Source organism: Wenzhouxiangella sp. XN24 (genome assembly GCF_011064545.1).
GTDB lineage: Bacteria > Pseudomonadota > Gammaproteobacteria > Steroidobacterales > XN24 > XN24.
The window spans coordinates 307,002-330,849 of the sequence record NZ_JAAMFG010000028.1 but is presented as its reverse complement, the minus strand read 5'-3'; the positions used below and the strand labels follow the sequence as shown (position 1 = coordinate 330,849).

The 23,848-nt window shown below is 67.6% G+C and carries 19 protein-coding genes and 1 riboswitch; of the genes, 14 read left to right on the top strand and 5 right to left on the bottom strand.

The window, feature by feature from the left end; translation table 11 throughout:
• Window positions 1–11 precede the first annotated feature (11 nt).
• On the top strand, window positions 12–1,679 hold the full coding sequence (locus tag G6032_RS05805) for an acyl-CoA dehydrogenase family protein (RefSeq protein ID WP_165281180.1): 1,668 nt from the start codon (window positions 12–14) through the stop codon (window positions 1,677–1,679).
• 68 nt (window positions 1,680–1,747) lie between these two features.
• Here G6032_RS05805 and G6032_RS05800 read toward each other — a convergent pair whose 3' ends face one another.
• The 3 genes from G6032_RS05800 to ispG form a co-directional block, all read right to left on the bottom strand.
• On the bottom strand, window positions 1,748–2,086 hold the full coding sequence (locus G6032_RS05800) for a 4a-hydroxytetrahydrobiopterin dehydratase (protein WP_165281179.1): 339 nt from the start codon (window positions 2,084–2,086) through the stop codon (window positions 1,748–1,750).
• 58 nt (window positions 2,087–2,144) lie between these two features.
• Window positions 2,145–2,948 carry a phenylalanine 4-monooxygenase gene (gene phhA, locus G6032_RS05795; protein ID WP_165281178.1) on the bottom strand — a complete coding sequence of 268 codons (804 nt, stop codon included), beginning with the start codon at window positions 2,946–2,948 and terminating at the stop codon, window positions 2,145–2,147.
• Between the two features lie 93 nt (window positions 2,949–3,041).
• Window positions 3,042–4,265 carry a flavodoxin-dependent (E)-4-hydroxy-3-methylbut-2-enyl-diphosphate synthase gene (ispG, locus tag G6032_RS05790; protein WP_165281177.1) on the bottom strand — a complete coding sequence of 408 codons (1,224 nt, stop codon included), beginning with the start codon at window positions 4,263–4,265 and terminating at the stop codon, window positions 3,042–3,044.
• A 161-nt stretch (window positions 4,266–4,426) separates the two neighbouring features.
• A riboswitch (glycine riboswitch) is annotated at window positions 4,427–4,524 on the top strand.
• Window positions 4,525–4,678: 154 nt separating this feature from the next.
• Between ispG and gcvT the strand changes: the two genes are divergently transcribed.
• The 7 genes from gcvT to G6032_RS05755 are packed head-to-tail and all read left to right on the top strand — an operon-like array spanning window position 4,679 to window position 13,384.
• Window positions 4,679–5,770, top strand: coding sequence for a glycine cleavage system aminomethyltransferase GcvT (gene gcvT / locus G6032_RS05785; RefSeq protein ID WP_165281176.1), 1,092 nt, complete (start codon window positions 4,679–4,681; stop codon window positions 5,768–5,770).
• A 49-nt stretch (window positions 5,771–5,819) separates the two neighbouring features.
• The gene (gcvH, locus tag G6032_RS05780) at window positions 5,820–6,206 is read left to right on the top strand and encodes a glycine cleavage system protein GcvH (RefSeq protein WP_165281175.1); all 387 of its coding nucleotides are present in this window, start codon (window positions 5,820–5,822) and stop codon (window positions 6,204–6,206) included.
• Window positions 6,207–6,215: 9 nt separating this feature from the next.
• Entirely contained in the window at window positions 6,216–7,589 is a 1,374-nt protein-coding gene (gene gcvPA, locus G6032_RS05775) for an aminomethyl-transferring glycine dehydrogenase subunit GcvPA (protein ID WP_165281174.1), read from the top strand.
• A 36-nt stretch (window positions 7,590–7,625) separates the two neighbouring features.
• A complete protein-coding gene (gene tpx, locus G6032_RS05770; protein WP_165281173.1) occupies window positions 7,626–8,126 on the top strand; it encodes a thiol peroxidase in 501 nt (166 codons plus the stop codon).
• Window positions 8,127–8,159: 33 nt separating this feature from the next.
• Window positions 8,160–9,620: an aminomethyl-transferring glycine dehydrogenase subunit GcvPB gene (gcvPB, locus tag G6032_RS05765; RefSeq protein ID WP_165281172.1), complete on the top strand. Its 1,461-nt coding sequence runs from the start codon at window positions 8,160–8,162 to the stop codon at window positions 9,618–9,620.
• On the top strand, window positions 9,617–10,561 hold the full coding sequence (locus tag G6032_RS05760; RefSeq protein WP_165281171.1) for a carbohydrate kinase family protein: 945 nt from the start codon (window positions 9,617–9,619) through the stop codon (window positions 10,559–10,561). Before gcvPB ends, G6032_RS05760 begins: the two co-directional genes overlap by 4 nt.
• A 3-nt stretch (window positions 10,562–10,564) precedes the next feature.
• On the top strand, window positions 10,565–13,384 hold the full coding sequence (locus G6032_RS05755; protein ID WP_165281170.1) for a trypsin-like peptidase domain-containing protein: 2,820 nt from the start codon (window positions 10,565–10,567) through the stop codon (window positions 13,382–13,384).
• A gap of 90 nt (window positions 13,385–13,474) precedes the next feature.
• Here G6032_RS05755 and G6032_RS05750 read toward each other — a convergent pair whose 3' ends face one another.
• Entirely contained in the window at window positions 13,475–15,550 is a 2,076-nt protein-coding gene (locus G6032_RS05750) for a thioredoxin domain-containing protein (RefSeq protein ID WP_165281169.1), read from the bottom strand.
• An 82-nt stretch (window positions 15,551–15,632) separates the two neighbouring features.
• Here G6032_RS05750 and G6032_RS05745 point away from each other — a divergent pair, with 82 nt between their 5' ends.
• The 6 genes from G6032_RS05745 to G6032_RS05720 all read left to right on the top strand — a co-directional run bounded on the left by G6032_RS05745 (window position 15,633) and on the right by G6032_RS05720 (window position 20,708).
• Window positions 15,633–16,829: a class I SAM-dependent rRNA methyltransferase gene (locus G6032_RS05745; RefSeq protein WP_165281168.1), complete on the top strand. Its 1,197-nt coding sequence runs from the start codon at window positions 15,633–15,635 to the stop codon at window positions 16,827–16,829.
• A 5-nt stretch (window positions 16,830–16,834) separates the two neighbouring features.
• A complete protein-coding gene (lgt, locus tag G6032_RS05740; RefSeq protein ID WP_165281167.1) occupies window positions 16,835–17,617 on the top strand; it encodes a prolipoprotein diacylglyceryl transferase in 783 nt (260 codons plus the stop codon).
• 1 nt (window position 17,618) lies between these two features.
• On the top strand, window positions 17,619–18,452 hold the full coding sequence (locus tag G6032_RS05735; protein ID WP_165281166.1) for a thymidylate synthase: 834 nt from the start codon (window positions 17,619–17,621) through the stop codon (window positions 18,450–18,452).
• Between the two features lie 15 nt (window positions 18,453–18,467).
• On the top strand, window positions 18,468–19,010 hold the full coding sequence (locus G6032_RS05730) for a dihydrofolate reductase (protein ID WP_346763765.1): 543 nt from the start codon (window positions 18,468–18,470) through the stop codon (window positions 19,008–19,010).
• A complete protein-coding gene (locus tag G6032_RS05725; protein WP_165281165.1) occupies window positions 19,007–19,198 on the top strand; it encodes a hypothetical protein in 192 nt (63 codons plus the stop codon). The genes G6032_RS05730 and G6032_RS05725 overlap by 4 nt, the downstream gene beginning before the upstream one ends.
• A gap of 130 nt (window positions 19,199–19,328) precedes the next feature.
• Window positions 19,329–20,708 carry a diguanylate cyclase gene (locus G6032_RS05720; RefSeq protein ID WP_165281164.1) on the top strand — a complete coding sequence of 460 codons (1,380 nt, stop codon included), beginning with the start codon at window positions 19,329–19,331 and terminating at the stop codon, window positions 20,706–20,708.
• Here the strand turns inward: G6032_RS05720 and G6032_RS05715 are convergent.
• A complete protein-coding gene (locus G6032_RS05715; protein WP_165281163.1) occupies window positions 20,647–23,832 on the bottom strand; it encodes an efflux RND transporter permease subunit in 3,186 nt (1,061 codons plus the stop codon). The genes G6032_RS05720 and G6032_RS05715 overlap by 62 nt on opposite strands.
• Window positions 23,833–23,848 lie beyond the last annotated feature (16 nt).

Here is a 23,848-nt window from a genome sequence, read left to right as displayed (position 1 = left end):
CGCCGGCGCCGATGCAGCCGTTCAACCAGGATCCGCCCGGGCTTGCCAACCAGTACGACGACGATCGCGTGCTGCGTTCGGTCCTGGCGCGCCGCTTCGAGGGCGCGATTCCCGCCGAGGTCGAGGACAGCCTCCGCCGGATGGGCGCCCTGGCCGGCGGCGAGCTCTACCGGATGCAGCTCGCCGACCGGCTCAACGAGCCGCGACTCGTGCAATGGGACGCCTGGGGCAACCGCATCGACGAAATCGAGCTGACCCCGTTATGGCGTCGCGCCGAGCGTCTCGCGGCGGAGTTCGGCCTGGTCGCGACCGGTTACGAAGGGACTTACGGCGCACTGGCGCGGACCGTGCAGTTCGCCATGGTGCACCTGTTCCATCCGTCCACCGACCTGTACAGCTGTCCCCTGGCGATGACCGACGGTGCGGCGCGCACGTTGATCGATTCCGGCAACGAGCAACTCGCGGCGCGTGCGGTTCCTCGCCTGACCACGCGCGACCCGGCCCGCTTCTGGACGAGCGGCCAGTGGATGACGGAGTCCACGGGCGGATCCGACGTCGGCGCATCGGAAACCGTGGCCCGCCGCCAGGATGACGGCTGGACCCTGTGGGGACGCAAGTGGTTCACCTCCGCCGCCACCTCGCAGATGGCGCTGACCCTCGCGCGCCCCGAGGGCAACGATGCCGGCGGGCGCGGCCTGGCCTTGTTCTACGTGGAGACCCGTGACGCCGGCGGCCGGCTCGATCACATCGAGGTGCTGCGGCTCAAGGACAAGCTCGGCACGCGCAAGGTGCCGACGGCGGAGTTGATGCTCAACGGCACTCCGGCGATCCCGGTCGCAGGGCTCACGGACGGTATTCGCCAGATCGTCCCCATGCTGACCCTTACGCGGACCTGGAACAGTGTCTGCGCCGCCTCCTTCATGCGCCGCGGCGTCGCGCTGGCCCGGGATTACGCACGGCGCCGCACCGCCTTCGGCCAGCCGCTGTCCCGCCAGCCCCTCCACGTGCAGACGCTTGCGGCGATGCAGGCCGAATACGAGGCGGCCTTCCACCTGTGCTTCGAGTTGATCCGCCTGCTGGGGCGTGCGGAGCATGGCGAGGGCGACGACGACGAACGCGCGTTGTTGCGGCTGATGACGTCGCTCACCAAGCTGACGACCGGCAAGCAGGCGGTGGCGGTATCGACCGAGGCGATCGAGTGCTTCGGCGGCGCCGGCTACGTCGAAGATACCGGCTTGCCGGTCATTGTTCGCGACAGCCAGGTGCTGCCGATCTGGGAAGGCACCACCAACGTGTTGTCGCTCGAGTTGCTCAAGGCCTGCGGGGATGGCGAACCACTGGCCGTGCTGCGGCGGCGCATCGCCGCGTGCGCGCGCGCATGCCGGGACGACCGGCTGGTGGCGGCCGTGAGCATTGCCGGCACGGCAGCGGACCGGGCGCTTGCCTGGCACCGCACTGCGGCCCGCGCGGGTCGCGCCGCCCTGGAAACCAACGCCCGGGGTTTCGCCCTGACCCTGGGGCGGGCCACCGCGCTGGCGCTGCTGTGCGAGCATGCGCAGTGGTCCCTGGACGAGGAGCGGGACGGCCGTGCGCGCGCCGCGGCGCTCGCGTTTTCCGCCACGCAGATCACGCGGCTCGAAGCCATCGAGCCAGACGACGTGGCGTTGCTGGCGGTCTAGCGCATCGCCCGCCCGGCGCCCGGCGCCGCCTGCCGCGCATCGCTCGGGGCCGGGTTGCTCCGCAAGGCTCAGTCCTTGAACAGTGCGTCCACCTTGGCGGCGCAGATGAAATCGTTTTCCGAAAGGCCGTTGATCGCGTGGGTGGAGAATCTCACCAGGCAATGTCCCCAGCCGACCGCGAGATCGGGGTGGTGGTTTTCCTGGTTGGCGATCCATGCGACGGCGTTGACGAAGCCCATGGTGCGGTAGAAACCCTTGAAGCGGAAATCCCGGCGGATCTCGGTGCCGTCCTCGCTCAGGGACCAGTCGTCGTGCAGGCTCGAGAGCAGCTGGCCGGCTTCTTCGGCCGACATGGGCTTGGCGCCGCCTTCGCAGGGCAGGCAGGTCTTGGCTGCGAGTTCGCTCACGGGGTGTCTCCTCGGTAACTGGGTGTGTTGATAAGCCGGATGGCGTGCCCGGACCCGCTCAGGCGGTGGCCGCTTCCTTGGGCGGGTAGGCCGGGGGATGCATGCCCAGCGCCCGCGCCTCGTCGATCAATGCGAGCAGGTCCATCTGCGCCACCTCGAAGAGGGTATCGAAACTCTCGATGACGAAATAGATCGGCTGGTAGATGTCGATCCGGTAAGGCGTGCGCAGCACGTCGAGCGGGTCGAAGGGTTTTCTCGTCGGCCGGTCGCTGTCGAGCGCGTAGAGCGTTTCGCCGCCGGACGAGACCACGCCTGCACCGTAGGTGCGCAGGCCTTCGTCCGGCCGATGAATCAGGCCGAACTCGACAGTGAACCAGTACAGGCGCGCCAGCATCGGGCGGTCTTCTTTGCGGGCGGCGGCGCCGGCCTTGCCGTAGGCATGCGTGAACGCGGCGAAGCGAGGATCCGTGAGCAGCGGCGTGTGGCCGAAGATCTCGTGGAAAATGTCGGGTTCCTTCAGGTACTCCATTTCCTCGCGGGAACGGATGAAACTCGCCGCCGGGAAGCGCTTGTTCGCCAGCAGGTTGAAGAAATCCGTGAAGTTGATCAGCGCGGGCACCGGCGCGACTTCCCAGCCGGTCGCGTCCCTGAGCACGCGGCTGACGTCGGCGCATTGCGGGACGCGGTCCTCGGGCAACTCCAGTCGCTCCAGCGCGGCGATGTACTCGTCGCAGGCGCGGCCCGGCAGGATTTTTTTCTGGCGCGTGATCAGGTCGTGCCAGACTTCGTGCTCGGCGTCCGTGTAGTGAATGAAGCCGTTCTCGTCGGGAACCTTGGCCACGTATTGCGTGCCCTTGCCCATGCGCTGCCCCGTGTGATTGATATGCGCATTATTCTACGGGGCGGCCCCGCCCCGCGCATGACGCGCCGCACCAGCCGGTGCTTCCCCGAGGCTTCAGTCGCGCGGCGGGTAACGCCGCTCCACGTAGGCGTCCACCATCGCCTGGAATTCCGCGGCGATCGCGTCCCCTTTCAAGGTCACGTCTTTCTGTCCGTCCACGTATACGGGGGCCACGGGGCGTTCGCCGGTCCCGGGCAGGCTGATGCCGATGTTCGCGTGCTTGCTCTCGCCGGGCCCGTTGACCACGCAGCCCATCACGGCCACGGTCATGTCCTCGACGCCCGTGTAGCGCTTCTTCCATTCCGGCATGCGATGGCGCAGGTGGTCCTGGATCTGTTGCGCCAGTTCCTGGAAGACCGTGCTGGTGGTGCGGCCGCAACCCGGGCAGGCGATGACCATGGGGGTGAAGGCGCGCAGCCCCATGGTCTGCAGGATCTCCTGCGCCACGATCACTTCCTGGGTGCGATCGCCGTTGGGCTCGGGAGTCAGCGAAACGCGGATCGTGTCGCCGATGCCTTCCTGCAGCAGCACGGCCATCGCGGCGGTCGAGGCCACGATGCCCTTGCTGCCCATGCCGGCCTCCGTGAGCCCGAGGTGCAGCGGATAGTCGCAGCGCGCCGCGATATCGCGGTACACGGCGATCAGGTCCTGCACGCCGCTGACCTTGCAGGACAGGATGATGCGGTTGCGCGGCAGGCCGATGTCCACCGCCCGCGCGGCGCTGTCCAGCGCCGAGCGGATCATGGCTTCCTGGGTGACGGCATGCGCATCCAGCGGTTCGGCCAGCTTCGAGTTCTCGTCCATCAGGCGCGTGAGAAGGTCCTGGTCGAGGCTGCCCCAGTTGACGCCGATCCGCACCGGGCGCTCGTAGCGGCAGGCGGCCTCGATCATGGAAGCGAACTGGGGATCGCGCTTGCTGCCCCGACCGACGTTGCCCGGGTTGATACGGTACTTCGACAGCGCCACGGCGCACTCGGGCACCTCGGCCAGCAGCTTGTGGCCGTTGAAATGAAAGTCGCCGACCAGGGGGACGTTGAGGCCGAGCGCATAGAGCTTTTCGCGGATGGCCGGGACCGCGGCAGCCGCCTCGCGGGTGTTGACGGTGACGCGCACGACCTCGGAACCGGCCCGCGCCAGGTCCGCCACCTGGCGCACCGTGCCGTCGATGTCGGCCGTGTCCGTGTTGGTCATCGATTGCACGACGATGGGCGCGTCGCCGCCGATGCGCACGTGATCCACCGTGACCGGCAGGGAGGCGCGTCTGCGTACAGGACTCATGCGGTCGGTCTCTTGCGGGGCGAAATGCCTGGGCGCCAATGATCCCCGCCCGGCGGTCCGGCCGCAAGCAAGCGCCGAGCGGCGCCGGCGGCACCGTCTCGCCGTCGTCGCTGGCCGCGGGGCCGCAGCCTCGGGTATGATCACGCGCTCCAACGTATATATAAATCCCCGGTGGAGAGACTCCGGACCGCAAGGCCCGGGGCGCCGAAGGCGCAAGCACCGCCCGGAAACGCTCAGGCAAAAGGACGTCGGGGATGAGTTGGCTCTGGAGAGCGGCCGCACGCAGGGCCCACCGAAGGTGACCGGTTCCGCAGGCGCAGTGCGCAGCGGGGCTGAATCTCTCAGGTTCCCGGACAGAGAGGCGGCAGGCGACGCCTGTCGTCATGCTGTTTGGCCGCGGGGAGAGACACGATATGGGCGAAAAGACACCGTTGCACCAGGACCACGAGCGCCTCGGTGCGCGAATCGTGGATTTCGGCGGCTGGGACATGCCGTTGCACTACGGTTCGCAGGTCGAGGAACATCACGCCGTGCGCACGGATGCCGGCCTGTTCGATGTCTCGCACATGACCGTGGTCGATCTCGAGGGCGATACCGTCCAGGCCTGGCTCAGGCACCTGCTGGCGAACGACGTCGCCCGGCTCAAGGTTCCCGGCAAGGCGCTCTACAGCTGCCTGCTGAACGACGAGGGCGGCGTCATCGACGACCTCATCGTCTATTTTCTCGCCCCGGACCGCTATCGCATGGTGGTCAACGCTGCGACGCGGGCCAAGGATCTCGCCTGGTTGCAGGCCCGGGCGGCCGGCACCGGCGTGACGGTCCGGGAGCGCCCCGAGCTGGCCATGATCGCCGCCCAGGGCCCGGCCGCGCGCGACAAGGCAGCCATCCTGCTGGACCCCGCAGCCCGCGAGGCGGCCCTCGCGCTGACGCCGTTCACGGCGGCGCAGTACGGCGAGTTGTTCGTGGCGCGCACCGGCTACACCGGCGAGGACGGCTGGGAGATCATCCTGCCCGCGAAGGCGGCGGCGGATGCCTGGCGCACGCTGGAAAGCGCCGGGGTACGGCCCTGCGGGCTGGGGGCGCGCGATACCCTGCGTCTCGAGGCCGGGATGAACCTCTACGGCCAGGACATGGACGAGACGACCACGCCGCTGGAGTCCGGCCTGGGCTGGACCGTCGCCTGGGAGCCCGCTGAGCGCGACTTCATCGGTCGGGGCGTGCTCGAGGCGCAGCGCGCTGCGGGCGCCCCGCGCAAGCTGGTCGGCCTCCTGCTCGAGGATCGCGGCGTATTGCGCGGCCACCAGCGCGTGGTCACGGCCGCCGGCGACGGTGAGGTCACCAGCGGCAGTTTCTCCCCGACGCTCGCACGCTCCATCGGTTTCGCGCGCGTGCCGGCCGATGCCGGTGAGCACGTCGAGGTCGATATCCGCGGCCGTCTGCTCGGGGCGCGCGTCGTGCGCCCGCCTTTCGTGCGCAACGGCAAATCCCGCATTCAGCTCGACTGAAGCTTTTATTCCGACCCCTGTTTCCGACCCAGTCCTCGAGAGGCCCGTGATGAGCAAGATTCCCGCAGAACTCAAGTATGCCCGCACCCACGAGTGGCTCCGGCCGGAAGACGACGGGAGCGTGACGCTCGGCATTTCCGATCATGCCCAGGAAGCCCTCGGCGACCTCGTGTTCGTGGAAACGCCGGAGGTCGGGCGCAGCGTCGCCCCGGGCGAGGCCTGCGCCGTGGTCGAATCCGTCAAGGCGGCTTCCGACGTGTACAGCCCGATTGCCGGGGAAGTGACGGCGGTCAACGAGGCCCTGGCGACCCAGCCGGAACTGCTGAACAGCGATCCCTACGGCGAGGGCTGGATCATGAAAATCCGGCCGGCGTCCGCGAGCGAAACCCCTGAACTGCTGGATGCGAAGGCATACGCAGCAACCCTGGAAGACTGAGAGCGACCCATGCCTTTCATTCCGCACACGGAAGACGACATTCGCGAGATGCTCGGCGTCATCGGCGTCGAGAGCATCGAGCAGCTGTTCGACGAGATCCCGCCCGGCCTGAAGATCGAGGCGCTGTCCGGCGTGCCCCCGGCGCTCGGCGAAATGGAAATCCAGCGGCTGATGCGGGAGCGCGCAGCGCGCGACGAAGGTCACCTGAATTTCATCGGCGCCGGTGCTTATGAGCACCATATTCCGGCGGCCGTCTGGGAGATCACGACGCGCGGAGAGTTCTACAGCGCATACACGCCTTACCAGGCCGAGGCCAGCCAGGGCACGTTGCAGCTGATCTACGAATACCAGTCGATGATGGCGTCCTTGACCGGCATGGACGTGTCGAATGCCTCGCTTTACGACGGTGCGTCGGCGATGGCCGAGGCGGCGCTGATGGCGGTGCGGGCCAATCGTGCGTCGAAAAGCGGGCGCATCCTGGTGCCCGCGACGGTGAACCCGGCTTACCGGCGCGTCGCGCACAGCATCGCCGGGGGACAGGGGCTCGAGTTCGAGACGGTGCCCTATTGCCGGGAGACCGGGGTGACGCTGCCCGACGCCCTGCGCGCGTGGGACGATGCCGACGTCACGGCGCTGGTGATCCAGCAGCCGAACTTTTTCGGCGGTTACGAGGATGTCGCCACGCTGACCGACTGGGCGCGCGCCAGGGGCGCCCTGGTGATCGCCGTCGTGAACCCGATCAGCCTCGCGCTGCTGGAACCCCCGGGGGCCTGGGGCGAGGGTGGGGCAGACATTGCCTGCGGCGAAGGCCAGCCGCTGGGCGTGCCGCTGTCTTCCGGCGGACCCTATTTCGGCTTCCTGGCCTGCCGCCAGGCCCTGGTGCGACAGATGCCGGGGCGCATCGTGGGGCGCACGGTCGACCTCGATGGCCGGAGCGGCTTCGCGCTCACGCTGCAGGCGCGGGAACAGCACATCCGGCGCTCCAAGGCGACCTCCAACATCTGCACCAACCAGGGTCTCATGGTCACGGCGGCCACGATTTACATGAGCCTGCTCGGGGCCGAAGGCCTGGCGCGCGTGGCGGCGGCCTCCGTGGCCAACACGGCCGAACTGATCGGTCAGCTCGGCTCCATCGAGGGCGTGCGGCGCACCTTCAGCGGGCCGTACTTTCACGAGTCCGTGCTGTCTTTCGACCACCCCGTCGCGCCCCTGCTCGAGGCGCTTGCCGAGCGCGGCATTCTCGGCGGTTACGACCTGTCGCGGGACTATCCCGAGCTGGGACATGCCCTGCTGCTGTGCGCGACCGAGACCCGCACCGCCACGGACATCGAGACCTATTTCCAGGCGCTGGACGACGTCCTCCGCCACGCACGGGTCGCCTGAAGGCCCGATCACACGAACAGCATCCGGAGTATTTCCATGGCTACGATTACTTTGCAGGGTACCGAGATCCACACCGCCGGGGAGTTCCCGCGCGTGGGCAGCAAGGCGCCCGATTTCACTCTCACGGACCGCGACCTCAACGACGTGTCGTTGTCGCGCTGGATGGGCAAGAAGAAACTGCTGTCCATCTTCCCGAGCGTCGATACGCCGGTGTGTGCGCTGTCCACGCGCAAGTTCAACGACTACGCGCGGACGCACGAAGACACCGTGATGCTGATGATCTCGGCCGACCTGCCGTTTGCGCAGAAGCGTTTCTGCGGGGACGAGGGACTCGACAACGTGATGACGCTGTCGAACATGCGCTCGGACGATTTCGCGCGCGGCTACGGCGTGCTCATCACGGACGGGCCGTTCGCCGGGCTGACGGCCCGCGCCATCGTCGTGCTCGACGAGAACGACACCGTGGTGCACTCCGAGCTGGTGCCGGAGATCGCTCAGGAACCGGATTACGAGGCGGCGCTGAAGGCGCTCGGCTAGTTCCGTCGGCTGCACTGTTCCTGGAGGGGCACGATGACTGAACCGTTGATTTTCGAGCATTCCCGGCCCGGGCGGCGTGCCACGGCCCAGGCGCCCCTCGCGCCGGCGCAAGCGGAGATCCCGGCGGCCTTCCGGCGCAGCGCGCCGCCCCGCCTGCCGGAGGTGTCGGAGCTCGGCGCCGTGCGGCATTACACCCGCCTCTCGCGCCTCAATTTCTCCATCGACACGAACTTCTACCCGCTCGGTTCGTGCACGATGAAGTACAACCCGCGTGCCTGTAACACGCTGGCCCTGTTGCCCGGATTCACGAATCGTCATCCGCTGGCGCCGGATTCCACCGGTCAGGGTTTCATGGCCTGCATGTGGGAACTGCAGGAAATACTGCGCGAAGTGACGGGCATGAAAGCCGTGTCGCTGACGCCGATGGCGGGCGCGCAGGGCGAGTTCGCCGGGGTGGCGATGATCCGCGCCTACCATGTGTCGCGCGGCGACACCCAGCGCGACGAGATCATCGTGCCCGATGCCGCGCACGGCACGAATCCGGCGACGGCGACCATGTGCGGCTGCAAGGTCATCGAGATCCCGACCGGTCCGGACGGCGATGTCGATCTCGAGGCGCTCAAGGCCGCCGTGGGACCGAAGACGGCCGGCATCATGCTGACCAATCCCTCGACCGTCGGCGTGTTCGACCGGCGAATCCTGGAAATGTCCAAGGTCGTGCATGGTGCGGGCGGGCTGCTGTATTACGACGGCGCCAACCTGAACGCGATTCTCGGCAAGGTTCGCCCGGGCGACATGGGCTTCGACGTGATCCACATGAACCTGCACAAGACCTTTTCCACCCCGCACGGGGGCGGCGGGCCGGGTTCCGGCGCGGTCGGCGTCAGCGAGCGCCTCGTGCCATTCCTGCCCGTCCCGGTGGTGGCCGAGGAAGGCGGACGTTATCGTTGGGTCAGCGAAGCGGACCGGCCGTTGTCGATCGGGCGGCTGTCGGCATTCATGGGGAACGCCGGCGTGCTGCTGCGGGCCTATGTTTACGCACGGATGCTGGGCCGGGAGGGCATGCCGCGGGTTGCCGAGTTCGCGACGCTGAACGCCAACTACCTGATGGCGCGGTTGCGCGATGCCGGGTTCCAGCTCGCCTATCCCGAGCGTCGCGCCAGCCACGAGTTCATCGTGACGCTGAAGCGCCAGTCCAAGGAGCTCGGCGTGACGGCGATGGACTTCGCCAAGCGGCTGCTGGACTTCGAGTTTCATGCGCCGACGACGTATTTTCCCTTGCTGGTGCCCGAGTGCCTGCTGATCGAGCCGACCGAGACGGAGTCGAAGGAAGCGCTCGACGCGTTTGCGCAGGCGATGGAAGAAATCCTGGCGGAAGCGCAGACCGATCCCGACAAGCTGCGCGGCGCACCCTATACGACGCCCGTCCGCCGCCTGGACGACGTGCGCGCCGCGCGGCAGCTCGACGTGGCCTGGAAACCCGCCGCGGCATGAAAGCGCTCATTTGCGGCTCGATCGCCTACGACAACATCATGGTGTTCCAGGGGCAGTTCCAGGACCAGATCCTGCCCGACCAGATCCACATGCTGAACGTGTCGTTCCTGGTCCCGGCCTTGCGTCGCGAGTTCGGCGGCTGTGCGGCGAACATTGCCTACAACCTCGGCCTGCTCGGCGACACGGGCTATCCGATGGCCACGGTCGGCCATGACTTCGCGCCCTACGGCGACTGGTTGCGGGAGCGCGGCGTGCCGCTCGATCACGTGCGCGAGCTGAGCGAGTCGTTCACCGCCGTCGCGTACATCATGACCGACCTCGCGGACAACCAGATCACCGCTTTCCACCCCGGGGCGATGGCGCATGCGCACCTCAATGCCGTGCCTGCGGAGGCCGGCCTGAGCTGGGGCATGGTCTCGCCCGACGGGCGCCAGGCGATGATCGACCACGCGGAGCAGTTCGCTGCGGCGGGCGTCCCGTTCATCTTCGATCCGGGCCAGGGCCTGCCCATGTTCGGCGCCGCCGAACTGAAGCGTTTCATCGAGCTGGCCGACGTCGTCGCGGTGAACGATTACGAGGGCAAGATGCTCATGCAGCGCACGGGCCTGGACGAGGCGCAGATTGCTGCGCAGGTCCGCGCCCTGGTCGTGACCCGGGCCGCCGAGGGCTCGATGATCCTGGCCGGGGGCGAACGGCTGGAGATTCCCGCGGCCGCGCCTGCGGCGGTCGTCGATCCCACGGGCTGCGGCGACGCCTATCGGGCCGGCCTGCTGCACGGCCTGATGCACGGGGCCGACTGGGCGACCACGGGCCGGATCGCCTCGCTGATGGGTGCCATCAAGGTCGAATCCGCGGGCACGCAGAACCATTCCTTCGATCGGGAGTCTTTCTACACGAGGTACGAGGCCAGTTTCGGCCGCCAACTGCACCTTGGGAGTTGAAGCTTGCGGAAATTGATTGTATTCGTCGTGCTGGCGCTGGCCAGTGCGGCCACCTTCGGCGCCCCGCCGCCCCCGGGCGCCGCCGAGGTCGCGGCGGAACCCCCCGGCTGGCGAGCCACCCTGGAACGCATCGCCCCCAGTGTCGTCACCATCCGGGTCGATGCACCGCGGGCCTTCGATACGAACGGCAACATGTCCACGCAGGCCACCGGCTTCGTCGTGGATGCCGCCCGCGGCCTCATTCTCACCAACCGCCACGTCGTCACGGCCGGCCCGGTGGTGGCGGAAGCGGTGTTCCTGAACCATGAAGTGGTCGAGTTGACCGCGGTCTATCGCGACCCGGTGCACGATTTCGGCGTGTATCGCTACGACCCGGCACAGTTGCGGCATATCGATCCCGTGTCGTTGCCGCTGGCGCCCGAGGGCGCGGAGGCGGGCCGGGAGATTCGCGTCGTCGGCAATGATGCGGGCGAACAGATCTCGATCCTCGCGGGGACCCTGGCACGGCTCGACCGGGAAGCGCCCAACTACGGGCGCGGCCAGTACAACGATTTCAACACCTTCTACATCCAGGCGGCCTCGGGCACCTCCGGCGGCTCCTCCGGGTCGCCGGTGATCGACATCGACGGGCGCGTGGTGGCGCTGAACGCCGGCGCCAACACCCAGGCCGCGTCGAGCTTCTTCCTGCCGCTCGGCCGCGTCACCCGCGCGCTGGAGCATATCGCGCGGGGCGAGGACGTGCCGCGCGGTACCTTGCTGTCAACCTTCGTGCACCTGCCCTACGACGAGCTGCGCCGCCTCGGTCTCGATGCCGCGGCGGAGGCGCGCTACCGGGCGCTGTTTCCGGGACAGAAAGGCCTCCTCGTGGTGCGCGACATCGTCGCCGGCGCGCCTGCCCAGGGCGCCCTCGAACCGGGCGACATCCTGCTCGAGCTCGAGGGTGAGCCGCTGGCGACCTTCGATGCACTGGCCGAGACGCTGGACGCCAACGTGGGCGACGTCGTCGCGCTGGCGGTGCGGCGCGGCACGACCGACCTCGCGCTCCAGGTCGAGGTGAGCGACCTGCATGCCGTGACCCCGGCGTCATTCCTGCAGATCGGCGACGCGGTGCTGCACGACCTGTCCTACCAGCAGGCGCGACACCTGAACATGCCGCTCGAAGGCGTGTTCGTGGCCAACCCGGGCTACATGCTCATGGCGTCCGCGATCCCCCGCGGCGCGGTCATCGTCGAACTCGACGGGCGGCCGACACCCGACCTGGACGCCTTGCGCGCCGCGATCGAGCACCTTCCGGACCGGGCGCGCGTCGCGGCGCGGTTCTACGAGTTCGACAATCCGCGCGCGACCCGCCTGCGCAGCATTCGCATCGACCGCCGCTGGTTCCCGGCGGATTACTGCATTCGCGACGACGCGGCGGGCGAGTGGCCCTGCGAGTCCCTGCCCGAGGCGGGCGTCGCCGCCTTGCCGGAGCCGGCGAGCACGCGCTTCCCGCCGGAGGACGATCGGCGCATCCGGGCCGTGCAGAACTCGCTCGTGCTGGTGAATTTCGAGATGCCTTATGCCGTCTCGGGCGTATCCGACCGTTTCTACCACGGCACCGGCCTGGTGGTGGACGCCGGGCAGGGCCTGGTGGTGGTCGACCGCAACACGGTGCCCGAGAGCCTCGGTGACATCATGCTGACCTTTGCGGCCTCCCTGGAGATCCCCGCCCGCGTCGAGTTCATTCACCCCCTGCACAACCTGGTGGTGCTCCGCTACGAGCCCGAACTGATCGGGGAGACCCCGGTGCGTTCGGCAACGTTGTCCAAACGGCCTTTGCAGCCGGGCGACGAAGCCTGGGTCATCGGCCTGCGCGGCGGACACCGAATCGCGTCGCAATCGGTCCAGGTGGCGTCCATCGAGGCCTTGCAGGCGCCGCTGTCGCGCACCCTGCGGTTTCGCGACAGCAACATCGAGACCATCGAACTGGTCAGCGGTCCCGAGGACTTCGACGGCGTGATCACCGACAGTCGCGGTCACGTCCAGGGCACCTGGTCGAGTTTCGCCCTCGAGGGCGGGCGAGGCATGGAGCAGACCAACAAGGGCATTCCCGCCACGCTGGTCGCCGAGGTACTCGCGCTGGCGCGCGGCGAACGCGGCCTGCGTTCACTCGAGGCGGAATTCCTCGAGCTGCCGCTGGCGAGCGCGCGGCGTCTCGGCCTGTCCAACGAACTGGCCGCGGAGCTCGAAGCGCATGATCCCGAACGGCGCCAGGTGTTGCAGGTGGTTCGCACGGTGGCGGCGACGCCCGCGGCGGAGCAGCTCAGGCCCGGAGACCTGCTGCTGCGGATCGACGGGGCGGTGGTCAACCGTTTCCGTCCGATGGAAGAGGCCACGCAGGCGCCGGTCGTCACGCTGCGGATCTGGCGCCAGGGCGAAGTGCTGGACCTGGAAGTGCCGACCGTCGAGCTCGGTAGCGGGGGCGTCCGGCGGGTGTTGTCCTGGGCCGGGGCCCTGTTGCAGGCGCCCCACCGCGCCCTGGCCGCGCAACGCGGGATCGAGCCGAGCGGGGTGTTCGTCGCGTTCCACGCTTTCGGTTCCCCGGCCAGCCGCAACGGCCTGCGGGGCGGGTTGCGGATCGTCGAGGTGGACGGCCGCCCGACGCCGGACCTCGATGCCTTCGTGGCGGCGGTCGAAGGCCGTGCGCATCGCGAGGCGGTCCGGGTGCGGGCGCTGAACTGGAACGACCAGGTCGAAGTGCTCACCCTCAAGCTCGATGATCACTACTGGCCCATGTACGAGCTGGTGCTGCGTGATGGCAGCTGGGAGCGCCGCGCCCTCTAGTTGTGCAGGGGCTCGCGCGCGAGGCCGGTGTATCGGCCGCCCGTAGAAGTCGTCCGCAGCAGACGCCCGCAGCAGCCCCCTGGAGCCGCCTCAGGGCGTCTTCAGGGCCGTGGTGAGCGCGGGGAGGCTGTCCACCGGCGGCAGGCACGTCGTGCCGCGACAGATCCAGGCCCGCGCGCCGCTCTCCGGCGCCGTTTTCTCCGCGAGCGCCGGCGGCAGGTCCGGCGCGTCCGCCGGGACGTCGAACACCAGTCGCCGGGGTGCGTAGACCAGCCGGACGGTGCGGCTCCAGTCGGCGGTTTTGCGCGGCAGCCCTCGTACGATGACGATCTCCGGGGCGTGCAGCTGCTCTTCGAGCGCGTCGAGCAAAGCGCAGTGCGCGAACGGGGCGCGGCGCATCGCCGGCAACGCCGAACGCACCGCGCGTTCGGCGGCCGTGAGATAGCGCGGCTCGCCAAGAAGGCAACCGAGGCGGTTCAGGGCCAGCGCGGCTACGCCGTTTCCGGACGGCATGGCATCGTCGGCCAAGGGACGCGGGCGCTCGAGGAGCTTCTCGTGGTCGTCCGCCGTAAACAGGAAACCGCCACCGTCGCGATCTTCGAAATGCTCGAGCAGCGTGTCGGCGAGCATGACCGCGAACTCCAGGTCCGCGCTGTTCCAGCGCAGCTGCAGCATCTCCAGCGTCGCGTCGAGCAGGAACGCGTAATCGTCGAGATAGGCCGGGAAGCGCGCCCGGCCGTCCTTCCATGTCGCCAGCAGGCGCCCGTCCACGACCATCCGGCTGCGCACGTGGGCCAGGGCGCGGTCCGCCGAGGCGGCCAGCGCCGGATCGCCCAGTACCCGGGCGGCGATCGCCATGCCCCGGATCATCAGCCCGTTCCACGCGGCCAGCACCTTGTCGTCGCGCTCCGGCCGGACTCGCGCGTCGCGGGCAGCAAACATCTTCGCCCGCGCCGTGGCGAGGTGCATTTCCACCTCCGCGCCGTCCAGGCCGCTGCCTGCGGCGAACTGGTCCGGCGACATGAACGTGTGGAGATGCCAGCGGCCCTCGAAGTTGGGGCCGCGATCGAGACCATGCACGGCGGTGACCGCCGCGAACTCGGCAGGCTCCAGGAGGCGCTGCAGCTCCTCCCGGCCCCAGGAATAGAATCGCCCTTCCTTGCCCTCGGAATCTGCGTCGAGACTCGAACAGTAGCCGCCGTCGGCCTCCTGCATTTCGCGCATGACCCAGCCGGCGGTGTCGATCGCCACCCGGCGAAACAGGCTCTCGTTGGTCACGCTCCACGCCTGGGAATAGAGCGGCAGGAGCTGTGCGCTGTCGTACAGCATCTTCTCGAAATGCGGGATCATCCAGTGGGCGTCCACCGCATAACGGAAGAACCCCCCGCCCAGCTGGTCGTAGATGCCGCCCTCGGCCATCTGCTGGAGTGTCGAGGTGGTCATGTAGAGCGCCTCGAGATCCGGTGAGTCGCCCAGGGCGGTGCTGCGCCAGTGCCGCAGCAGCCGCTGCAGGCTCGGCGGGTGGGGAAATTTCGGCGCCGCGCCGAAGCCGCCATGCTCCTTGTCGAAATTCTCGGCCAGTTCGCGGCGCGCCGTCGCGAGCAGCTCGGGGTCGATCTCGACGGTCGCCGGGTCGCCGGCGGGGGCTTCCCAGACCGCGCTGAACGCTTCCCGCACGCCTTCCGCGTGCTGGCGGATCTCGTCCTGGTGGTCGCGCCAGTAGCCGCTGACCTTGTTCATCAGCTCGGGGAGACCGGGCAGTCCGTGGCGGGCTTCCGGGGGGAAATAGGTGCCGCCGAAAAACGGGGCCTGGTCTTCCGGGGAGAGGAACATGGTCAGGGGCCAGCCGCCATTGCGCTGCGCGATCATCTGGTGGGCCAGCTGATAGATGCGATCGATGTCCGGGCGTTCCTCGCGGTCGACCTTGATGTTGACGAACATCGCGTTCATCTGCGCGGCGATCTCGGGATTCTCGAAACACTCGTGAGCCATGACGTGACACCAGTGGCAGGCCGAGTAGCCGATCGACAGGAGAATCGGCTTGCCCTCCCGCCGCGCAAGTTCCAGCGCCTGTGCGTCCCACGGGTGCCAGTCCACCGGGTTGTCGGCGTGCTGCAGGAGGTAGGGGCTGGTCTCGTCGGCGAGGCGGTTGCGGTCGGCTGGCATGGCAATGTCCGGCAATGGAATCGGGTAGACTTGCGCGCAACTATACCGGACCTTCTCCGGCGCTTCTCCGGAGCTTCCCGTCGTGAATCAAGCCTGTACCGATTATCCAGAACTTCGGCTCAAGCCTCGCGAGGACCGCCGCCCGCGGGCGGGCCACCTGTGGATCTACAGCAACGAAGTGGATACGGCGGCGACGCCGCTGAACAAGCTGCCCGCCGGTGCGATCGTGCGGCTGATGAGCGCGGAGGACCGGTTTCTCGGCTATGCCGGCGTCAGCCCGCACAGCCTGATCGTGGCGCGCATCCTGTCGCGCGATGTCGCCCATCCGCCGGATCGTTCGCTGGTGGTGCATCGTCTCAAGGTGGCGCTTGCGATGCGGGAGCGCCTCTACGGCCAGGGCTGCTATCGCGCGCTGTTCGCCGACGGCGACGGCTTGCCCGGCCTGGTCGTCGATCGCTTCGGCGACATCGTGGTGTTGCAGGCGGGGACCGCGACCATGGAGAACATGAAAGGCGACATCGTGGATGCTGTCACCAAGGTGTACTCGCCCGCCGGGATCCTGTGGCGCAACGACTCGAGCGCCCGCAAGCTGGAGGGCCTGGAGCGTTATGTCGAGGTCGCTGCCGGCGAGGTGCCGGATGAAGTGCGCGTGGTCGACAACGCGCTGGAGCTGACCGCGCCGCTCCGCACGGGCCAGAAGACCGGGTGGTTCTACGACCAGCGTGACAACCGCGCGCGCCTCGCCCGTTATCGGCCGGACAGCGTGCTCGACGTTTTTTCGTACACGGGCGCCTGGGGCCTGGCTGCCGCGGCGCGTGGCGCCAGGGCCATGCTCGTGGACTCGTCGGCGACCGCGCTCGAGGTGGCCGAACGGGACGCGCAGCGCCTCGGGCTCGAGGTGGAGACGGCGGAGGGCCAGGCCTTCGATGTCATGAAGGCCCTGGCGGATGAAGGGCGCAGCTTCGCCGCCGTGGTGGTCGATCCGCCGGCGTTCATCAAGCGGCGCAAGGACCAGAAAGCCGGGCTCATCGCTTACCAGCGGGCCAACCAGCTCGCCATGCGGCTCCTGGAGCGTGACGGGCTGCTGGTCTCCTGCAGTTGTTCTTTTCACCTCTCGCAGGAAGATCACCTGGTGGCGATCCAGCGTGCGGCACGCCATCTGGGCCGGGCCGTGCAGGTGCTGGAGCTCGGCGGGCAGTCCGCGGATCATCCCTCGCATCCGCTCATTCCGGAAACCCGTTACCTCAAGGCGGTGTTCTGCCGCATCGTGCCGGAGTAACCGCCATGATTCCGTACCCGGACATCGATCCTGTCGCAATCCAGCTGGGGCCGCTGGCGATCCGCTGGTACGGCCTGATGTACATCCTGGCCTTCGGCGTCGCGTGGTGGCTGGCGCGCCGCCGCGCCGCCCAACAGGGCTCGGGGTGGACCGCGGAGCAGGTGGACGACCTGATCTTCTACGGTGCGCTCGGCGTCATCATCGGCGGGCGGCTCGGCTCGATCCTGTTCTATAACTTCGACGCGTGGTTGCGCGACCCGGTCATGCTGCTGCGCGTCTGGGAAGGCGGCATGTCGTTCCACGGGGGGCTGCTCGGCGTCATGGTCGCGATGTGGATCTACGGCCGCAAGCTGGGTCGCGGCTTCTTCACCATGACCGATTTCGTGGCGCCCATCGTGCCGCTCGGGCTGGCCTTCGGCCGGCTCGGCAATTTCATCAACGGCGAACTCTGGGGCAAGCCCACCGACGTGCCCTGGGCCTTCGTGGTGGACGGCGTGGCCCGTCACCCCTCGCAGCTCTACCAGGCGGCGCTGGAGGGCGTGGCGCTGTTCCTGGTCTTGTGGTTCTACTCGGCGACCCGGCCGCCGCGCATGGCGGTCTCGGGCGCTTTTGCGCTCGGCTACGGCTTCTTCCGCTTCGTGGTGGAGTTCGTGCGGCTGCCGGATGCGCACATCGGCTACCTGGCGTTCGGCTGGCTCACCATGGGCCAGTTGCTGACGATCCCGCTCATCGGCCTCGGGATCGTGCTGCTCTGGCTGGCTTACCGCCCGGCACAGCGAGGGCTTTGACATGCAGCAGTATCTCGATTTGCTGGCACGCGTCCGCCACGAGGGCCTGCGCAAGGATGACCGCACGGGCACCGGCACGCTTTCCGTGTTCGGTCACCAGATGCGTTTCGACCTGGCTGCGGGATTCCCGTTGCTGACCACCAAGAAGCTTCACGTCCGCTCGATCATCCACGAACTGCTGTGGTTTCTTTCGGGCGACACCAACATAGCGGCATTGCAGCGGGAGCGCGTGCGGATCTGGGACGAGTGGGCGACCGAGTCGGGCGACCTCGGGCCGATTTACGGCCGCCAGTGGCGGGCGTGGCCGGCGGCCGACGGCGAGACCATCGACCAGGTGGCGGCGGTGGTGGACACGATCCGCCGGCGGCCGGACTCGCGTCGCATCATCATGGTCGCGTGGAACCCGGCCGAGTTGCCCGACGAGACGGTGAGTCCCCAGGACAATGTCCACGCCGGACGGATGGCTCTGGCGCCGTGCCACTGCCTCGTGCAGTTCTGGGTCGGCGCCGGCAAGCTGTCATGCCAGCTCTACCAGCGCAGCGGCGACGTGTTCCTCGGGGTGCCGTTCAACATTGCGTCCTACGCACTGCTGACCCACATGATGGCGCAGCAATGCGAGCTCGACGTCGGGGAGTTCATCTGGACCTGTGGCGACGCACACTTGTATCTCAACCACCTCGAGCAGGCCGATCTGCAGTTGCAGCGGAGCCCGGGATCACCGCCCCGGCTGGTGATCCGGCGTCGTCCCCCGAGCATTTTCGATTACCGTCACGACGACTTCGAGATCGTCGGTTACGAGCCGCAGCCGCATATCCCGGCACCGGTCTCGATCTAGGTTTATCATTAGGATGTGAACAGCGATATCGCTTTGCCGACCCTGACCCTGGTCGCCGCTGTCGCCGATAACGGCGTGATCGGCGCGGAGGGCAAGATGCCCTGGCATCTGCCCGCGGACCTCGCGCATTTCAAGCAGGTGACGATGGGCAAGCCCGTGTTGATGGGTCGCCTGACCTGGGATGCGATCGGCAAGCCATTGCCGGGGCGCACGAACCTGGTGCTTTCAAGGGATTCGGGCTGGCGCGCCGAAGGTGCGCGTCGCGTCGGCTCCCTCGACGAGGCGCGGCGCATTGCGGCGCAGGCGGGTGCTATCGAGTTGATGGTGATCGGCGGAGCGGACGTGTATCGACAGGCGCTGCCCGGGGCGGAACGGATCTACCTGACGCGAATCCACGCCGAGCCCTGGGGCGACACGCTGTTTCCGGAGCTCGATCCCGACGAATGGCACGAAGTCGCACGACGCGAGCGGTTGTCCGACGAACGCAATGCCTGGGATCTCACCTTCGTCGTGCTCGAGCGGGTCGCGCGCCCGCCCGCGGAGAGGATCGCAACTTGAAAACCACGTTCATGCTCGGCGTCGCCCTGCTTTTCGCCTACCTCCTGGGCCTGGCGATGTTGCTGCTGGTCGGCCACCGCGGCGGCTGGTTCATCGCCTTGCTGACGCTCGGCCTCGTCGCGATCGGCTGGACGGCCTGGCTGTTGCGTCCGGGCGCCGGCCCGTCATCCATCGCAAAGCGCCAATAGGTACTTCCCGACCGATCAAACCTTGATCGTGGTCACTTCCTCGCCGGTGCGGATCGGTTAGGGTGCAGGCTGACTCGACCGTCCCGGCGAGTTGCCGAAGGTCCGCAGCCCAATCCCGCGAGGAGAACCGATGCCTGGCAACGATATCCAGACGCTCTGGCCGCATCTTCTGAACACGGATGATGCCGGGGTCGCCATCAAGACGCTGGATGGCCGGTACCTGTTCGCCAACCTCGGTTACGCGCGCTTCGCCTGCGCGGAACTCGACCGGATCACGGGTCACACCGATGCTGAGTTTCTCGCCCCGGAGCGGGTAGGCGCCGTGACGGCAGCCCACGAGGAAGCAAAAATACGGCTCGACGGCGTCAACATCGAATGCGCGTTCCAGACCGACCGTGGGCCCGCGTGCTATGTCGTGACGCATTTCCCCGTGCTCGACGACGGCCGGAAACTGGTGGCGGTGGGGGTGGTCGCGGTCGAAGCCGAGGGGGCGTTGCGGGATCACCTCGAGGCCGAGCTGGCATTGAAGTCCGCGAACCAGGCCAATGCCCAGCTGGCTTCCGAAGTGCGGAACCTCGAGGAGCTGGCGAGCACCGATCGGTTGACGGGCGCGTGGAATCGCCGTCATTTCGAGACGGCGCTGGAGGCGGAAATCCACCGGGCGCTGCGCTTCGGTCACCCGCTGTCGCTCGTGATGTTCGATATCGATCACTTCAAGCTCGTCAATGACAATTTCGGGCACCAGGCCGGCGACCGGGTGTTGACCGAGTTCGCGGCCTGTATCCGTTCCGGACTGCGCAAGTCGGATTCGCTGACGCGATGGGGCGGCGAAGAGTTCATCGTGCTCATGCCCAACACGCCGGGATCGGCAGCCAGGACGGCCGCGGAGCGCTTCCGCAAGATGGTGGCCGCACAGGATTTCCCCCCGTTCGGTGCTTTGACCGCGAGCTTCGGCGTCGCGCAGTTCGTCGAAGGTGAATCCATCGAAGACCTGCTGGGGCGTGTAGACGCGGCCGTCTACTGCGCCAAGGACGCAGGCCGCAACCGGGTCGAGGTCGACACCACCGGGGCGAGCCTGCCCGCGACCGCCGAGCACGTCGAAGGCCACTTTATCAAGCTCTCGTGGAAAGACAGCTTCGCCTCCGGTCATGCGCTGATCGACCGACAGCACCAGGGATTGTTCGACGTGGCCAACGAGATTCTCGCCGCCGTCCTCTCCTCGCGGCCGCGTGACGAGATCGCAGAGATCGTCGAGCGGCTGATTGCCGACGTCGTGCAGCATTTCAAGGACGAGGAGGAGTTCCTCGCCAGCATCGGTTTCGTGGAACTCGAGGAACATGCCGAGGAGCATGGCCGGTTGCTCGACAAGGCACAGCGGTTGTCGGCGGCCTTCCACGAGGACTCACTCGGCGTCGGCGAGTTGTTCCAGTTCCTCGCCTACGATGTCGTCACTCGACATATCCTGGGCGCGGATCGCCAGTACTTTCCCTACGTGGCCGGCCACGACTGAACTGGAGGATGGTGACCAGCAACGCCGGGAGAAAGGTCAGCGTCACCAGCGTGGCGAACAGCAGTCCTGAGAGCACGATCACGCCGACTCCCCGGTAGAGCTCCGTGCCTTCCCCGGGTATGAAGACCAGCGGGGCCAGGCCGAACAGCGTGGTGATCATCGACATCATGATCGGCCGGATGCGCGAGGCCACGGCCTCGCTGACCGCTGCGACCGTGTCCTGCATGCCCTCGCGCAGATTGCTCAGCGTGCGATCGACGATCAGGATGGGATTGTTGACCACCACGCCGAGCAGGATCAGGAAGCCGAGCATGGTGATCATGTCGAAGGGCTGGCTGATGGCGGGCAGGCCGACGGCCGGGAGGAGCCCGCCCAGCCCGTTGAGCAGCGCGAGCCCGCCGATGCCGCCTGCGATCCCCAGCGGCACCGAGGTCAGGATCACGAGCGGCCAGCCCCAGTGGCCGAAGATCGCGATCAGGACGAGCAGGCACAGCACGACGGAGACCAGGTAGTTTTCAGCCAGTGCGGCGCGCGTTTCCGTCAACTGGTCGGAGGCGCCGGAGATGTCGATGCTGACGCCTTCCGACAACTGTCCTTCCCGCCGCAGCCAGTCCACCACTTCGTCCTGCACGAGCTCCAACGCGGTTTCGAGCGCGACGCTGCGCGGCGGAATGATATTCAAGGTGACCGCTCGCCGGCCGTTCAGGCGGCGGATCGAGTCCGTGTCCACGATTTCGACGATCTCCGCAATCGCGGACAACGGCACCACGCCGGCGTTGGGCGCATAGATCGGCAGGTCGTTGATGTTCGACAGGGCCTGTTCGCTGCCGGCCGTGCTGAACAGGAAGATATCGATCTTGTCATCACCGCGGAAGTACTCGTCGATGAAGGCGCCGTCGGTCAAAGCTGACACCGCGAAACCGATCTGCTGTGCGCTCAGGCCCATTTCGGCCGCCCGATCCCAGTGCGGACGGATCTCGACGAGCGGCTGGTCCAGCGACAGGGAGGCGGGCGAAGAGCCCAGTCGCGGGTTGTCGAACAAGATCTCGGCACGGTCGTAGGCAAGCCGCGCCACGCGATAGATCTCGGCGAGGTCGCGACCCGTGATGTCGAGATTGACGCTGCGGGTCCCCCCGTCATTGCTGGAGATGATGGAGCCACGACTCGCGAAGGCGCGCATCCCCGGATAACTGCGGAAGTGGGTGTCGAGGGCCTGCATCAGGGGCTCGATCTGTGCCGGGTCGACGGTCTCGGCGATGATGCGGAGGTTGTCGGCGGCGATGGAGAGGTTCATGTAAGCCATCGCCGGCACGGGTGTCTCGCCACGCGCGAAACGCGCGGGATCGTCGCCGACGAAGGGCAGGAGGTAGGCCTCGACCTGCGCGCCGATCTCGCGCATTTCGCTCAGGTTGTAGCCCGGCGGGGCGAGCATGCGCGCGAAGGTCTTGGGTTCCTCGCCCTCGGGCAGGTATTCCGCCGGCGGCGTGAGGGTGACGATGATGGCGCCCACGGAAGCGGTGACGATGACCAGTGTGGCCAGGCGTCGCCGGGTCGAGGCGATCAACCAGTTCACTCCGGCGAGGATCCCGTCGCGTAACGCCACGCCGGACTGTACGCTCCCGCTGCGGGTGCCGCGCGTACCGAAATCCAGTCGCGCACTGAGGCTCGGCACGACGGACACGGCGACCAGCATGCTGGCGAGAATCGATGCCGAGATCGCCACCGCCACGTCCGAATAGAGCTGTCCCGCCTCCTGGCTGATGAAGAAGATCGGCGCGAACACCAGCACCGTCGTGAGCGTGGAGGCGAGCACGGCCGGCCACACCATGCGCACCCCGGCGAGAGCCGCCGCGCGCCGCTCCATGCCTTGCCTGCGGAACCGTTCGATCGCCTCGAGCACCACGATGCTGTTGTCGAGCGTCATGCCGATGGCGAACGCCACGCCGGCCAGCGAGATGACATTGACGGTGCGGCCGAAGGCGAGGAGGCCGAGAAAGGCGGCGATCGTGCAGATGGGGATGCCGATCACCCCCACCAGCGTGGCGCGGAACGACCGCAGGAAGAGGAACATGACGGCGGTGGCGAGCAATGCGCCGAGCGCGAGATTCTGCCAGACGTTGGCCACGGAAGCCTGCACATAGAGCACGTCGTCGGCGGTGAGACTCATTTCCATGCCGGCGGGCTGCAGCACCTGCGTGTTGATGTCGGCCACGACCGGCAACAGGGCCTGCTTGATGTTTATGACGTTCGAGCCCGGCTCCCGATCGACCGCGATGGTCATGACCTGGCGGCCGTTCGCGAACGACAGGCTGCGGGGTTCGTAGTACGCCATCCGGACCGCGGCGACGTCGCGCAGACGAATGAGGCTGTCACCGCGCTGCGCGATGACCAGGTCTTCGAGGTCTTCCAGGTCGTTGAAGCGGCCGATGGTGCGCAACAGGTAGCGGCGCTTGCCGAGTTCGAGGTCGCCGCCGGAGGTGTCGCGATTGCGTTCACGCACGGCGGTGCGGATCCGGTCGAGCGTGATGCCGCGTTCGGCCAGCGCCGCCGGATCCACCAGGATGCGGATCTGGCGGTCTTCGCCGCCCCAGATATTGATCCGCGAGATGCCCGGCACGCGCTCCATCCTGGGCCGGACGTTTTCGTCCAGGAAGTTGAACATCAGCTTCATGTCGAGCTCGAAAGGATTGTTCTCGAGCGGCGCGATGCGAAAGAACATGAAGGAGTTCTGCGAGAAGGAGCTGGCCTCGAGGCGGGGCTCGTCCACGTTCTCCGGATAGGCCGGCACCTGGCTCAACGCGTTGTTGACGCGAATGAGCGCTTCATTGAGATTCACGCCGAAGGGGAACTCGAGTTCGATTTCCGCCCGGCCGTCGCTGGCGCGAGAGATCATTCGATTGAGATTCGGCAGCGTCCGCAGGTACTTCTCCTGCTCCACGAGGATCTCTTTTTCCACGTCCTGGGGCGTGGCGCCGGGCCAGCGCGTGTCGACGCCGATCACGCGCACCTCGAGATCGGGAATCATCTGCACGGGGATACGCAGTGCCGCGAGAATGCCCAGCACACAGATGATGAGCACCACGACGGCCACGATGGTGCCATGGCGGATGATGCCCGCGAACATCAGCGGGCGTCGCCGG